At 33.5% G+C, this 13,076-nt stretch carries 12 protein-coding genes and 1 riboswitch; of the genes, 6 read left to right on the top strand and 6 right to left on the bottom strand.

The window, feature by feature from the left end:
- Positions 1-54 precede the first annotated feature (54 nt).
- A riboswitch (cobalamin riboswitch) is annotated at positions 55-243 on the bottom strand.
- A gap of 350 nt (positions 244-593) precedes the next feature.
- Positions 594-1,151 carry a PadR family transcriptional regulator gene (locus DN393_RS09270; RefSeq protein ID WP_149173470.1) on the bottom strand — a complete coding sequence of 186 codons (558 nt, stop codon included), beginning with the start codon at positions 1,149-1,151 and terminating at the stop codon, positions 594-596.
- Positions 1,152-1,242: 91 nt separating this feature from the next.
- Positions 1,243-2,784, bottom strand: a complete 1,542-nt coding sequence (locus DN393_RS09275) for an MDR family MFS transporter (RefSeq protein WP_088047235.1) — start codon at positions 2,782-2,784, stop codon at positions 1,243-1,245.
- 424 nt (positions 2,785-3,208) lie between these two features.
- Here DN393_RS09275 and DN393_RS09280 point away from each other — a divergent pair, with 424 nt between their 5' ends.
- Positions 3,209-3,709 carry a hypothetical protein gene (locus DN393_RS09280; protein WP_048563239.1) on the top strand — a complete coding sequence of 167 codons (501 nt, stop codon included), beginning with the start codon at positions 3,209-3,211 and terminating at the stop codon, positions 3,707-3,709.
- A gap of 31 nt (positions 3,710-3,740) precedes the next feature.
- Here DN393_RS09280 and DN393_RS09285 read toward each other — a convergent pair whose 3' ends face one another.
- Positions 3,741-3,974 carry an SPP1 phage holin family protein gene (locus DN393_RS09285; protein ID WP_076539911.1) on the bottom strand — a complete coding sequence of 78 codons (234 nt, stop codon included), beginning with the start codon at positions 3,972-3,974 and terminating at the stop codon, positions 3,741-3,743.
- A gap of 163 nt (positions 3,975-4,137) precedes the next feature.
- Here DN393_RS09285 and DN393_RS09290 point away from each other — a divergent pair, with 163 nt between their 5' ends.
- Positions 4,138-4,779 carry a diguanylate cyclase domain-containing protein gene (locus tag DN393_RS09290; protein WP_088047236.1) on the top strand — a complete coding sequence of 214 codons (642 nt, stop codon included), beginning with the start codon at positions 4,138-4,140 and terminating at the stop codon, positions 4,777-4,779.
- Positions 4,780-5,432: 653 nt separating this feature from the next.
- Positions 5,433-6,095 carry a YkyA family protein gene (locus tag DN393_RS09295; RefSeq protein ID WP_088047237.1) on the top strand — a complete coding sequence of 221 codons (663 nt, stop codon included), beginning with the start codon at positions 5,433-5,435 and terminating at the stop codon, positions 6,093-6,095.
- A 31-nt stretch (positions 6,096-6,126) separates the two neighbouring features.
- On the opposite strand, the gene DN393_RS09300 is transcribed toward DN393_RS09295, so the two are convergent.
- On the bottom strand, positions 6,127-6,585 hold the full coding sequence (locus DN393_RS09300; RefSeq protein ID WP_000804864.1) for a YkyB family protein: 459 nt from the start codon (positions 6,583-6,585) through the stop codon (positions 6,127-6,129).
- 168 nt (positions 6,586-6,753) lie between these two features.
- On the opposite strand from DN393_RS09300, the gene ppx reads away from it, so the two are divergent.
- Together ppx and DN393_RS09310 are read left to right on the top strand one after the other, a co-directional pair.
- Complete coding sequence (gene ppx / locus DN393_RS09305; RefSeq protein WP_240368224.1) at positions 6,754-8,301, top strand: exopolyphosphatase; 1,548 nt, start codon at positions 6,754-6,756, stop codon at positions 8,299-8,301.
- A 107-nt stretch (positions 8,302-8,408) separates the two neighbouring features.
- Positions 8,409-10,517 (top strand): polyphosphate kinase, encoded by a 2,109-nt coding sequence (locus DN393_RS09310; protein WP_064474937.1) that lies wholly within the window; start codon positions 8,409-8,411, stop codon positions 10,515-10,517.
- A 175-nt stretch (positions 10,518-10,692) separates the two neighbouring features.
- On the opposite strand, the gene DN393_RS09320 is transcribed toward DN393_RS09310, so the two are convergent.
- On the bottom strand, positions 10,693-10,929 hold the full coding sequence (locus tag DN393_RS09320) for a hypothetical protein (RefSeq protein ID WP_048563234.1): 237 nt from the start codon (positions 10,927-10,929) through the stop codon (positions 10,693-10,695).
- Positions 10,930-11,026: 97 nt separating this feature from the next.
- Positions 11,027-11,884 (bottom strand): metallophosphoesterase, encoded by an 858-nt coding sequence (locus tag DN393_RS09325; protein ID WP_064474938.1) that lies wholly within the window; start codon positions 11,882-11,884, stop codon positions 11,027-11,029.
- 244 nt (positions 11,885-12,128) lie between these two features.
- On the opposite strand from DN393_RS09325, the gene fadH reads away from it, so the two are divergent.
- On the top strand, positions 12,129-12,893 hold the full coding sequence (fadH, locus tag DN393_RS09330; protein WP_000660897.1) for a 2,4-dienoyl-CoA reductase: 765 nt from the start codon (positions 12,129-12,131) through the stop codon (positions 12,891-12,893).
- The last annotated feature ends 183 nt before the right edge of the window (positions 12,894-13,076 follow it).

The raw sequence follows: 13,076 nt of genomic DNA on the forward strand, positions 1-13,076 counted from the left end.
TAGAAAATAAGCCTTCCTTTTTGTTTTAACACCTCATCATCATCCGTGAATCTATCAGTGTTGCTAAAACAGGCAGGTCTCCTGACTTATGCTTCATATAATTTCTTTCACCTTCCCGTTTTCACAGTGGCACTAAACAAGAAATCTCAGCATTTACAGTGGCGGGACCGTGTTGGAGTTTCACCAAGCTTCCCTTTTAAACACGAAACGAAATTTTCGTGTACCTATTTTCCTTTTGAAAGGAAGTTAACAAGCGATATGATATTGAAACAAATTCTAACACAATTTTTGGAATTTTGTCTACTGTTTTAAAATAAGAAAATTCTAAAGGTTTTTATTTTTATTATTCTGATTGTTCTAACTTTTATAAGAGTGAAGAGAGGTAGCGGTAATTGAAATAAAGTGCGATTAAACTTATAAAGAAGTGTGTATCTGTACAGAGATAAGATGCCAGTTATGTTATTTAACAATCGGTTCATGTTATATCAAAACCTAAACAAGTATCCCCCGTCCTAAATTAGAACGGGGGATACTTGTTTAGGTTTTAACATTAAATAACTTTATTGTCTTTTTACAGTTTCTTCTTTATAAGTTTACCTTTCATCTATATCAATTTCTGACAGTCGCCCTGCAACTGCATCTGTAAGGAGGGTGTTTAACCATTGTAATTCAACTGTAATATGTTCAATAACGCTTTGTAAAATATATAGTTGTGCACGTGGAATGTGTCCTTTGCTACAATCATAAATAGTTTGCATTTTATGTAAATATTGAACGGTATCATTTTTCTTTTTTTTTAAAATAGGAATTAACTCTTGATCATCACCAAAATGAGCGAAAGAGAGTGCTGAATAAATTGGTTTATAGATTTGATTTTTTGCCTCGAATTGTTTTAATAGTAACGTGTGAAATAACCGTTTACCTTCTTCTGTTATATGAAAGATTGTTTTATCGGGTCTATTCGTATCTCGAACAATCGTGGTAATACGAATTGCACCCTGCTTTTCTAATTGCTCGAAGGCGTAGTAAAGTGATCCTTTTGCATATTTAATATAACAATCCATTTGTCGTTCTTTCATGATGTGCTGCACTTCATATGGATGTTTATCTCCTTCGAGTAGCAAGCCGAGAATGACTAATTTCATGCTCATGCTGTCTCAACTCCTATAAATAAAAACTTTATACATATTATAAACGGCATATCCGTTTTCATAAAGGGATATGCCGTTTCTTTTCTCTATATTAACTTACTTGCTTTTGTTTTTGTTTCGTTTTTGGACCTGTAAAGAGGCGTTCATTGCCCATAAGTAAAATACAAATAATACTTAGTACAGCCGGAATAAGTGCCCAGAAGAATGTGCTGGCAATAGAGGTAGCGAGAGCATCTTTAATACCAGTTAATATTTCAGCTGGAATCTTCTCGGTAGCACCTTGTGTTAATAAGAAACTTGTGTCTCCGCCTTTTGGAGCTAATTTAGCTAGTTCAGGAGGGAACACAGTGTTTAATTTAGTAGTAAAAATATGGTTTTGAATTGTACCGAAAATCGTTACACCAAGAGTCATACCGAGTGAACGGAAGAATGAGTTTGTTGATGTAGCAGAACCACGGTCTCGCATTTCTAACTTGTGGATAGAAGACATACTTAAAACTGAGAACGAGAAACCAACTCCAAGTCCAGTGAGAACCATAAATAGCGTTACAAGTAGACGAGGTGTATCCATTGTTAAAGTGCTTAGTAAATAAATACCAATTACGAAGAAAACGCCAGATACCATCATGATGTTACGATAGCTTGTTCGAGAAGCTAACTGTCCACCTGTTTGACTTCCAATTACAGAGCCAACCATCATAGGTGTTAAAATTAATCCAGCATTTGAGGCTGAACCGCCGAGAACACCTTGAACGAAGATTGGGATATAAACTGTACAGATAATAAAAGCGGCACCATAGAAAAAGGCAACTCCTTGGCTAGCTGCGAATAAAGGTTTTTTAAATAGATGGAAAGAAATGATAGGTTCAGTTGCTTTTCGTTCTACGAAGAAGAAAATAATAAGCATAATAACAACTGTTGTAAATAAACCGATAATTACAGTGGAATTCCATGCGTATTCTTTACCACCAAGTTCTAAGGCGAACATTAAGCAAACGATACTAATAACAAGTGTAATAGCGCCGGCCCAATCAATTTTTTGTTTTCTAAATTCTAGAGATTCACTGTAGTATTTAGTAATGAAGAAGAAAGAGATAAGTCCTAATGGAATATTAATATAGAAGACCCAATGCCAACTTATATAGTCTGTAATATAAGCACCTAATAAAGGGCCGAATACACTAGATGTCCCGAAAACCGCACCGAATAGCCCTGTCATTTTTCCACGCTTTTCTGGTGGGAATATATCGTACATAATCGTGAAGGCGATAGGCATAAGAGCACCGCCGCCGATCCCTTGAATTGCTCTATAAATACTTAGTTGCTCAATACTAGATGCTGTCCCGCAAAGTGCAGAACCGAATAAGAAAAGAATGAGACCACCAATATAAAAGCGTTTCCGTCCGTACATATCAGAAAGTTTTCCGAAGATAGGCATCCCTGCCATTGTTGCTACCATATATGCAGACGTGACCCAAACGAACTTGTCAAATCCTCCTAGGTCTCCAACAATCGTTGCCATTGCTGTTGCAACGATTGTATTATCCATTGCCGCCATTAAAATACCAAGTAATAAACCTGCAACAACAAATTTTGTATTGTTGGAGTCTTTTTTTGATAATTGAGATTCCAAATATAACCCTCCTTTAATAATAAGTAAACTATATGAAGTTTTGAGTGCAGCACATAAAAATTTAAAGTATAGTTCTTTCAAATTAATTTAAACAAGTGCACTGACAAAGCCATAAAGAATATTATAGTCAAATTTGACTAAAAGGCAAACTTTTTCTTCCGTCAATATATTCTGTTGTATGGACAGCAAAAGAGTGAGTAATACTTAATATTGGTATAAAGTCAATGAAGGAAATTGTAAAAAAATATTTCAGTAAGAATACTGCCTGTTAACAGAGGAAAAATGGTTTTTTCTTTATATTGTCGAATAGGATACAAGGAAGAGCAATAACTATATATCGTTTGTAACAAGCTTTATTAATATGGTGTAGAGAGGTAGAATAAGGTCGTATGGATGATGCATCTGAAATGGGGTGAATATTATTGTGAAAATATGGAAACGAAATTCGGATCAAGGAAGGCATTCAATACCGCTACAACCAGTATTATGGATTGATGGCTCAAAAAAGGAAAGCGAATGTCCTAATATAGCAGTTACATTACAAATCCGTAGTATGTATAAAGAAAAATTTTCATATGAACTGACCTATGATGTAAACGACATACTTATTATTCGAATTGAAGTAGAAAATAAAGGAATGGAAATGATTTCACGAGTTGTAGTAAGTCATATGATTCGAGATTATTTTGCATATATCCCAAATTCATTAAAGGCTGATAAGGGGATGAGTGAGTTTTTGTTCCAGCTTGTAAGGTGGCGAATCGAAAATTTATTACCGAATGAGAAAGTAGAACTAATTTGTAAAATAAAAGCAAATAAAGATAAAGCAATTAAAAACGCATTATTTCAGGCTACATATACATTTCAATATAAAGGAGTATCATATGGTCCGCTGCAAACAAATGAAGTTGTTGTGCGGCAATGATAAAAAGGAACCTGTAAGAAAGGTTCCTTTTTTAATGAAGATTGTGTTTTTTGAGTACTTTTTTTTGCTCGATTCCTTTTTTTCCTACATAATTATTTTTATAACCAAAATATAAAATGAAAAGAAAGGAAGCAACATTTACAATAGCGTCAATTTGATCGTTTGTAATAAAGTTCACTCCGAAAGAATTACATAATAATTTTAACGATAACAGAAAGCCTGCTAGTAAACGTATAATATCTGATAGATTTTCTTTTTGTAGCATACAGATCACCTCTTTCTAAAACGATATATAGTATATATATGAAATAGAATAAAAATGGTATACAAGCTTAAGCGAAAATGTACACTCAATGTGTACATTTTTTATTTTGTAGAAAAACATAATTGTTATAGAAACATATATTGGTATAGAAGGGAGGAGAAGTATGAAACATAAAGGAAAAATTAGTGGGTTATTACTTGGGAATACAGTGGCAGTTACAGAATGGATTGCGCTTCAGGATGTAATTACAAAACTGGATTCGCGATCATTTTATACCGTCTTTATTATTTATATATTGCAAATGATACTCAGCTATTATTTTGGACATTGGTATGATAAAAGAGCGAGTGGACGTATGGATACGGAAGTAGGAGGAATGGCAAGTAATGATTTTGTAGTTGATTTTTTTGAGAAAGTAACTGCTCTGTCAGAACGGGATTCTCATAATATTACAGTGTACATTCTTTCTATGAAAGAATGGAAAGGACTAAAAGAAACAGTGCAAGAAAAAAATTTGGAGGTGTTAGTACAAAAATTGGAGAGTACAATTGTAAAGACAATTCGTAAAGGGGATGTTGTTACTAGGTGGGACGAAAATAAGTATGTTATTGTGGCAGTTGATAACGGACATGAAAAGTCGACGATAACAAACCGATTAATGAAAAATATTGAAAGTGAAATAGAAAATGGTTTGTTAAGTATGACGCTTTTATTTGGAGCTGCTAGTTATCCAATAGAAGGAAAAACTTTTGAAGAATTGTTAAGAAAGGCACAAAATCAATTGTACCAGCATAGGGATTTGTAAGAAAATGAGTGAAACTTTGATTTGAAGAAATATGATATGAAGAAGTTTTGAATGTAACATTTTTTTGACTTTTATTACAAAAAGAACTTTTATTGTAATAAAAGTCTTTAAAAATATATGGAATAAGCATATAATTATGATGGATGTGTCAATGCATTTTGCACAATGTGTTTCATTTTAAAAGTGTAGAGGGAAGCATGCTCTACACTTTTCCTTTTTAGGGAATGACAAGAATAATTGTAAGTTGTTGCAAGATAGCATTTATACTGTGTAAAATGAACAAATAGATTATTTGATAGAAAGCCGGAAAGGGAATGATAGAATGATAGACGTGAGAGAACAACGATCATCTTTTATCAGGTGAATTATTATTACTGTTGTTCTTCAAATTATTATGGCTGTGATGAATTCCGTTGTACTTTTATGTAATACATAGTATGAACAGACTTTAAAAAGTGCTAAGTAAAAGATGGATATGAAACTGCTAATTGGTTCAAAAAAGTAAAATGTAATTTTAAGTAATACAATTTGTACAAGCATTATAAACAATATCAATGATTTTCGTAGAAAAGGTGCGAGTATGGAGTTTATAGAAGGATATATAATTTTCATAGCTTTTTACACGATGATCGTATATAAGTAGGAGGAAGAAGATGTTGAAATATAGTAAATTAGCAATTGTAACTGCATTATCAATGACTTTATTAGCCGGTTGTTTCGGACCGAAACCAGAAGAGGAATTATATGTTGCATTTGAAAATGCTGCAAAGCAAGAAAAAACAATGTTTGAAGATGCAAAGAAACTTGAAACTTTAGAAAAAGAGGGACAAGAATTATATAACCAGATTGTTCGAGAAGGAAAAGATAATAATCAAACTGTTAAGGAAAAATTGAACCAAGCAGTGAAAAATACAGATGAACGAGACAAAGTGCTTAAAAAAGAAAAAGAATCTTTAAGTAAGGCACAAGAAGAAGTAAAATCAGTAGATAAATATGTGAAGAAAATTGAAGATAAGAAATTGAAAGATCAAGCGGATAAAGTGAAAAGCATATATGAGAAACGACAAGATTCATTTAACAAGATGTATGATAGCTATAATAAATCGTTAAAACAAGAAAAAGAATTATATACAATGTTACAAGATAAAGGTACAAAATTAAAAGATATTAGTGAAAAAGTAAAAGTAGTAAATCAATCTTATAAGGATATTGAATCAGAAAAAGACAAGTTTAATGAATTTACAAAATCTTATAATACAGAAAAAATAGCTTTTTATAAACAAGCAAATATTAAAATTAAAGAAGAGAAAAAATAAAACAGTTTGGCCTACAATTGGCCAAACTGTTTTATTTTTTTGTATAAGTACGACTATACCATGGGACAGGTTCACTTAATTTTTTTTCTTGTTTCAGTGCTTCAGGACCAATATAATCTTGAAGTGTTTTTTTTGCTACTGTTAAAGATAAGGTTGTTTTCGGATTTCGATAGGAGGATTCAAGATGACCAAGATGTGGTAGGATTCGAAAATCTTCTTTGGTAGGAGGAATATGGAAAAAATAATCACCTAAACGTATAAGAACATCAGATTGTTGTTGGCTAAAACGTGGATTTCTAGAAAAATGTAATCCTTCTTTAATAGCTTTTTTTTCAGCAATTAAGCGTTCTAAAGCCGTCTTTTTTAACCAGTATAAATACTTCGGATTAGTTGCAGCTTTAGCATGACGATTCACAACGAAAATAGATTGAGCTAGTCGATTAATAGAATGTTGGTTTTGTAATTGAGATTGTGGTTGTGAAGGTTTCATATTGAATCTCCTTTCAATTTTTCATTATTATAACATAAATAAAAGAGGTTTTTATTATATGCAAAAAGTGATTGTATATATTTTCAATATTAAAGCAATATTGTTACAAAAAACAACTATTTTGTATAATAGTAATAGAATGTGTTTTAGAAATTTGATAATGAAAGAGTGAGAAGTTTGAAAGAAATATTAAAACAGCAATATGCCATTATAGATATTGGATCTAATACAATGCGTTTAGTTATTTATGAAAAGCAAAACGGAGGTTTTTATAAGGAGATTGAAAATACGAAAGTGGTTGCTCGGTTAAGGAATTACTTAATTGATGGTGTGTTGATGGAAGAAGGAATAGAGGTATTGTTACAAACGTTATTTCAATTTCAAGAAAGTACACGATTCCACCAGTTGCATCATGTACTTTGTGTTGCAACAGCAACAATTAGACAGGCTGAGAATCAAGAGGCAATTAAAAAACTGGTTGAGGGACAAACAGACTTTACTCTTAGAGTCTTATCAGAATATGAGGAAGCACGTTACGGCTATTTAGCAGTTATGAATTCAACTTCGTTCTCTGAAGGAATTACAGTAGATATTGGTGGAGGAAGTACAGAAGTTACATACTTTCGAAATAGAGAGATTCTAGAGTACCATAGCTTTCCTTTTGGAGCACTTTCTTTAAAACAACAATTTATTAAAGAGGATATACCTACTGAAGACGAGTTGGAAAAAATTCAAACGTACTTAGAATATCAATTTCGAACATTACCATGGTTAATTGATAAGAAATTGCCTCTTATTGCAATTGGTGGTAGTGCGAGGAACTTAGTGAAAATCCATCAAAATTTAATTTGTTATCCTATAGCAGGGGTACATTTATATAAAATGAAAGAAGAAGATATTAAAAATGTGAAAGAAGAATTGGAAGCATTGTCGTTCATAGAAATTCAAAAATTGGAAGGATTGGCAAAAGATCGAGCAGATACAATTATTCCAGCAGTCAAAGTTTTTCATACGCTTGTTAATGTTATAGAGGCACCAGCATTTGTGTTAAGCAGAAAAGGGTTACGAGAAGGTGTTTTCTATGAAGAGTTGACAAAAGATTTGGGGATTTCATATTATCCGAACGTAGTCGAAGAAAGTTTACATTTATTATCACATGAATATGAAATGGATATGGAATTTGTAATTCAGCTTATTAAACATGGAAGATTGATTTGTAAACAGCTTGAAGAAACAGGGCTAATTTCTATGTCAGTAAAAGACTGGGAAGTATTTCATCAAGCAGCGAAAGTATTTAATATAGGTAAATATATAGACGAAGAAGCGAGTCGCTTACATACGTTTTATTTATTAGCGAATAAAACAATTGATGGTATGATGCATAAAGAGCGAGTTAGATTAGCGCTTATTGCGTCTTATAAATCAAAAATGTTATTCAAACAACACTTGTCCCCATTTGAAGGATGGTTTGATAAAAATGAACAAAAAAAAATCCGCCTATTAGGGGCTGTTTTACAATTTTCAGCAGCTCTAAATATAAGACAAAGATCGCTTGTTGAATCGATATCTATAATAGAAAGTAAAGAAGGATTAACATTTAAAATTGTATGTGAGCAATCGGCATTAGCGGAAAAAGTACAAGCTGAAAAACAAAAAAAGCAGCTGGAAAGAGTGTTGAAAAAGACTATTAATTTATCCTTCGAATCAAAATGTTAAGTTGTACGGATGTCTTTACAAAAAATTAACACCTTGGAATATTGTAATTTGCTAAAATAAAAGTAACTAAATTATAGTAAAAAAGTTTCAGGGGAAGTGTGAAGAGGATGGAAATGTTGATGGGGAATATAGTAAATTTAAATGATACAGCTTATTACAACAATCGAGAATTAAGTTGGTTAGCATTTAATGAACGTGTACTACAAGAAGCACAGGATGAAACGAATCCGCTCTTGGAAAGATTAAAGTTTATTAGCATTTTCAGTTCCAATTTAGATGAATTCTTTATGGTACGCGTAGCAGGATTGAAGGATCAAGTGAGTGCTGGGTTTAACCAACCAGAAAATAAGGCTGGCTTAACACCAAAAAAGCAATTAAATAAAATTGCGATAAAGGCCCATGAATTAATGACTGTACAATATGATACGTTTAAAAATTATGTGTTGCCAGCGCTGGAGTTAGAGGGAATTGAACGTTTAACATTCCACGATTTGACGAAAGAACAGAGGGAATTTATAGAAGAGTATTTTGATGAGCAAATTTTTCCAGTCTTAACACCTGTAGCTATTGATGCATATCGTCCATTTCCGATGTTATTAAATAAAAGTTTGAATTTAGCTACTCTTTTATATGATGAGAAACAAGTGGAGGAAGAAAACCGTACGAAGTTAGGGATTGTACAAGTTCCTTCATTACTCGAACGCTTCATATTTTTACCGAGTGAAGGGCAAAAGCATAAATTTATTTTATTAGAAGATGTAATTAGTGGTTTTACCCATAAATTATTTACAGGATATAATGTATCATCAGTTACTCGTTTTCGTATTACACGCAATGCGGATTTAACAATTCATGAAGAAGGTGCAAGGGATTTATTAAAGGTAATTGAAAAAGAATTAAAAAAGCGTAAGTGGGGAGCTGCTGTACGTTTAGAAGTTGGCAAAGAGCATATTGATGAAAGAGTATTAGCATTATTATATGAGGTGTTGGAAGTAAAAGATGAAGATGTGTATATAATGGATGGACCGTTAGATTTAACATGTCTATTTTCTTTATATAAAAAACTAGCTCCTGTATATGAACATCTTGTATATCCGGCTCTTATTCCGCAACGGCCTCAAGACTTAGGGGATGCGGAAGATGTATTTGAAAAAGCGATTGAGCATGATATTTTATTACATCATCCTTTTGAATCATTTCAGCCAGTAGTTGATTTTGTCCGTGATGCGGCAGACGATCCGAATGTACTTGCAATCAAACAAACATTATATCGAGTAAGTGGGGATTCGCCGATTATTCAGGCGCTAAAGGTAGCAGCTGAAAAAGGGAAGCAAGTTACGGTATTAGTTGAATTAAAGGCAAGATTTGATGAAGAAAATAATGTGAATTGGGCTAAAGAATTGGAACAGGCGGGCTGTCATGTTATTTACGGTGTAAGCCACTTGAAAACACATAGTAAAATTACGCTAGTTGTAAGAAGAAAAAACGGAAAAATTGAAAGGTTCGTACATCTTGGGACTGGAAATTATAATGACGCGACTGCAAAGTTATATACTGATTTTGGGTATATTACATCACGAAAAGACTTTGGGGTCGATGCAACAAATTTCTTTAATTATTTGAGCGGTTATACAACAAAGCCGCATTTTCATCATTTATCGGTTGCACCATTTGATATAAGAGAGCAATTTATGGATTTAATAGATGAAGAAATCCGTTATCATAGGCAATATGGAAATGGGTATATTATCGCTAAGATGAATTCATTAACAGATAAACCATTAATAAAAAAAATGTATGAAGCATCACAAGCTGGAGTAAAGGTAGAGCTCATCGTTCGAGGAACATGTTGTTTAAGGCCTGGTATTCCAAATGTAAGTGAGAATATTCGGGTAGTTAGTGTTGTTGGGAGATATTTAGAACATAGCCGAATTTATTATTTCCATCATAATGGAGAGGAAAAGACATATTTATCTTCAGCTGATTGGATGACGCGAAATATGGAAAAGCGAGTAGAAATATCTTTCCCAATATTAGATATTGAAATGAAGGCGAGAATTAAGGCGATTTTACAGCTTATATTAGCTGATAATGTGAAAACGCGCGAACAAAATAAAACCGGTGATTATTATTATGTTATTAATAGTAGTACAGAAGAAATTGATAGCCAAGTGAAGTTGTTTAAGATGGCGTATCAAAACACGGATGCTGAATAATGAGAACAAAGTAAAAAAACCTCTTAAAAAAGAGGTTTTTTTACTTTGTTCTCTACTTATTATATGTTCTCTAAATAAATGGATGCGTAGAGAGAATAGTTTTTATTGTAAGCATGTTAATAGATCATGGATCGGTCAAGAGAGGGAATAACATTGGTAGAATTGTGGCAGTACATTAATAATAGTATGGTTGTTGACAAGGTCCACCATAACAAGGATAAGGTGTTGGCGGTGGGAAAGGTGGTGGATATGGTGGATAATACGGTCTAGGACCGAAAGCCAATGCACCGCCTAGCAGTCCGCCAGCAATGCCAGCTAGAAATGGGACGCCAAAAAACGGAAAGAAGCGTGAGTCGCCTACTGGACCAATAGGTGCTGAACGGACTGGGATTGGTTGATAATATGGGTACATGAACAAACCTCCTTTATTGGACTCACTTTTATCATATGGTAAATGAAACGTGGATGAGCGCGTACAAGAAAGGATATGTAAGAAAATAGGCGAATTATTACGAATGTTGGAGCGTGAAAATCGTAATTTCAGGTTTTGACATAAATCGGAATGGGACACGTGTTCTTCCAAGGCCCCGATTGACATAGAGAGCTAAATCTTGAATCGTATAGAAGCCTTCAACATAGTTTTTAGCAAGTGATGGGGTAATAATAGCGCCTAAAAAAGGAATTTGCACTTGTCCGCCATGGCTATGACCAGAAAGTTGTAAGTTAACTGGATATTTAGCGATTTGCGGTGCAATATCTGGCTCGTGAACAAGAACAATGTTATAAGTATTTTGCCTCGCGTACTGTAGTGTCTCCTCTATTTTTGGTTTGCCTAGTAGTATATCATCGAGCCCGAAAATTGAAATTTCACTATTATCCAGTAGACGGATTCTCTTTTCGTTATTTAGTAATAGTTCAAATCCAGATTCACGCATGATGTGCTCATAGTATTCCGTTCCATAGCCGCCGTGATCATGGTTACCATAAATAGAAAATTTACCGAAGGGTGCTTGTATATTTTTTAAAATGGATGCAACGAAAGGGGTGGCAGTATATGTTTGATAATTATCAATGAGATCACCAGTAAAAAGAACAATGTCGGGTTTTACAGCATTAATTTTAGAAACGATTTGAGATAAATGTTGGAGAGAGAAATAGTATCCGAGATGTAAATCGCTAAATTGAAGAATCTTCATACCATGAAAACTTTTGGGTATGAGTTGCGATGTAAGTGTATGCTCTGTAAAAGAGAGTAAATGAGGCTCAATATATTTAGCGTAATAGTACCCGATGCTAGTGGTTATAAATGAATATAGACAAGTGCGCATGCCAACTTTTAAAAAATCTCTTCTAGTAATTTTCTTCATAAAAATATGAGTATACCTATTTGACTTATATCACATGTGTTCGTTACATCTACAGGTTACTCAAATCTCCTTTCAGTTTATTTGAAATATATTTTAAATAATAAAAAAGTAGTATAGATTACGAAAAAAATGAATGAAAAGAAACCTCTTTACGTTAAAATATCAGAAAAGTTTAAAAATATAAAGATTTCTATTAAATAAAATGATAAAATGAATGTGTATTCATTTTTGGGAGGGGATGTATGTGAAAGAAAAGGTAGTTATTATTACAGGTGGATCAAGCGGAATGGGAAAAGGAATGGCGATTCGTTTTGCAAAAGAAGGGGCACGAGTTGTTATTACAGGACGTACAAAGGAAAAACTAGAGGAAACAAAGTTGGAAATTGAACAATTTCCAGGGCAAATATTACCCGTACAAATGGATGTAAGAAATACTGATGATATTCAGAAAATGATTGAACAGATTGATGAGAAGTTTGGACGAATTGATATTTTAATAAATAATGCAGCTGGAAACTTTATTTGTCCAGCAGAGGATTTATCCGTGAATGGCTGGAATTCGGTCATAAATATTGTGTTAAATGGCACATTTTACTGTAGCCAGGCTGTCGGAAAATATTGGATTGAAAAAGGTATAAAAGGGAATATCATTAACATGGTAGCAACATATGCATGGGATGCAGGTCCGGGAGTTATTCATTCGGCTGCAGCGAAGGCTGGAGTGTTAGCAATGACGAAGACGCTTGCTGTTGAGTGGGGACGTAAATATGGAATACGAGTTAACGCTATCGCGCCAGGACCAATTGAACGTACGGGCGGTGCTGATAAGTTATGGATTTCAGAAGAAATGGCTAAGCGTACGATACAAAGTGTTCCGCTTGGAAGGCTGGGTACGCCAGAAGAAATCGCAGGTTTAGCTTATTATTTATGTTCAGATGAAGCTGCGTACATAAATGGAACTTGCATGACAATGGATGGAGGACAACATTTACATCAATATCCATTTTAAAAGGGATGAGAAAATGAATGTTTGATCCATATTCTTACGGTTAAATGTGACGGAATTGTGACATGTGAAAGAAAAGTGTTTACAAGAGGTCATATATACGTTATATTTAAGACCTCTTTTTTCTTCATAGTAGAATTGCTAATTCCCCTTAGCATTTTACCCCTCTAATCCCTTCAGGAAAAC

The organism is Bacillus sp. BPN334 (genome assembly GCF_008368885.1).
Lineage (GTDB): Bacteria > Bacillota > Bacilli > Bacillales > Bacillaceae_G > Bacillus_A > Bacillus_A wiedmannii.

What these genes read in the sequence shown, in the direction of transcription:
- DN393_RS09270 (WP_149173470.1), bottom strand. Translation starts at nt 1,151, where the DNA reads ATGAGCATGAAATTAGTCATTCTCGGCTTGCTACTCGAAGGAGATAAA.
- DN393_RS09285 (WP_076539911.1), bottom strand. Translation starts at nt 3,974, where the DNA reads ATGCTACAAAAAGAAAATCTATCAGATATTATACGTTTACTAGCAGGC.
- DN393_RS09290 (WP_088047236.1), top strand. Translation starts at nt 4,138, where the DNA reads ATGAAACATAAAGGAAAAATTAGTGGGTTATTACTTGGGAATACAGTG.
- DN393_RS09295 (WP_088047237.1), top strand. Translation starts at nt 5,433, where the DNA reads ATGTTGAAATATAGTAAATTAGCAATTGTAACTGCATTATCAATGACT.
- DN393_RS09300 (WP_000804864.1), bottom strand. Translation starts at nt 6,585, where the DNA reads ATGAAACCTTCACAACCACAATCTCAATTACAAAACCAACATTCTATT.
- DN393_RS09310 (WP_064474937.1), top strand. Translation starts at nt 8,409, where the DNA reads ATGGAAATGTTGATGGGGAATATAGTAAATTTAAATGATACAGCTTAT.
- DN393_RS09320 (WP_048563234.1), bottom strand. Translation starts at nt 10,929, where the DNA reads ATGTACCCATATTATCAACCAATCCCAGTCCGTTCAGCACCTATTGGT.
- DN393_RS09325 (WP_064474938.1), bottom strand. Translation starts at nt 11,884, where the DNA reads ATGAAGAAAATTACTAGAAGAGATTTTTTAAAAGTTGGCATGCGCACT.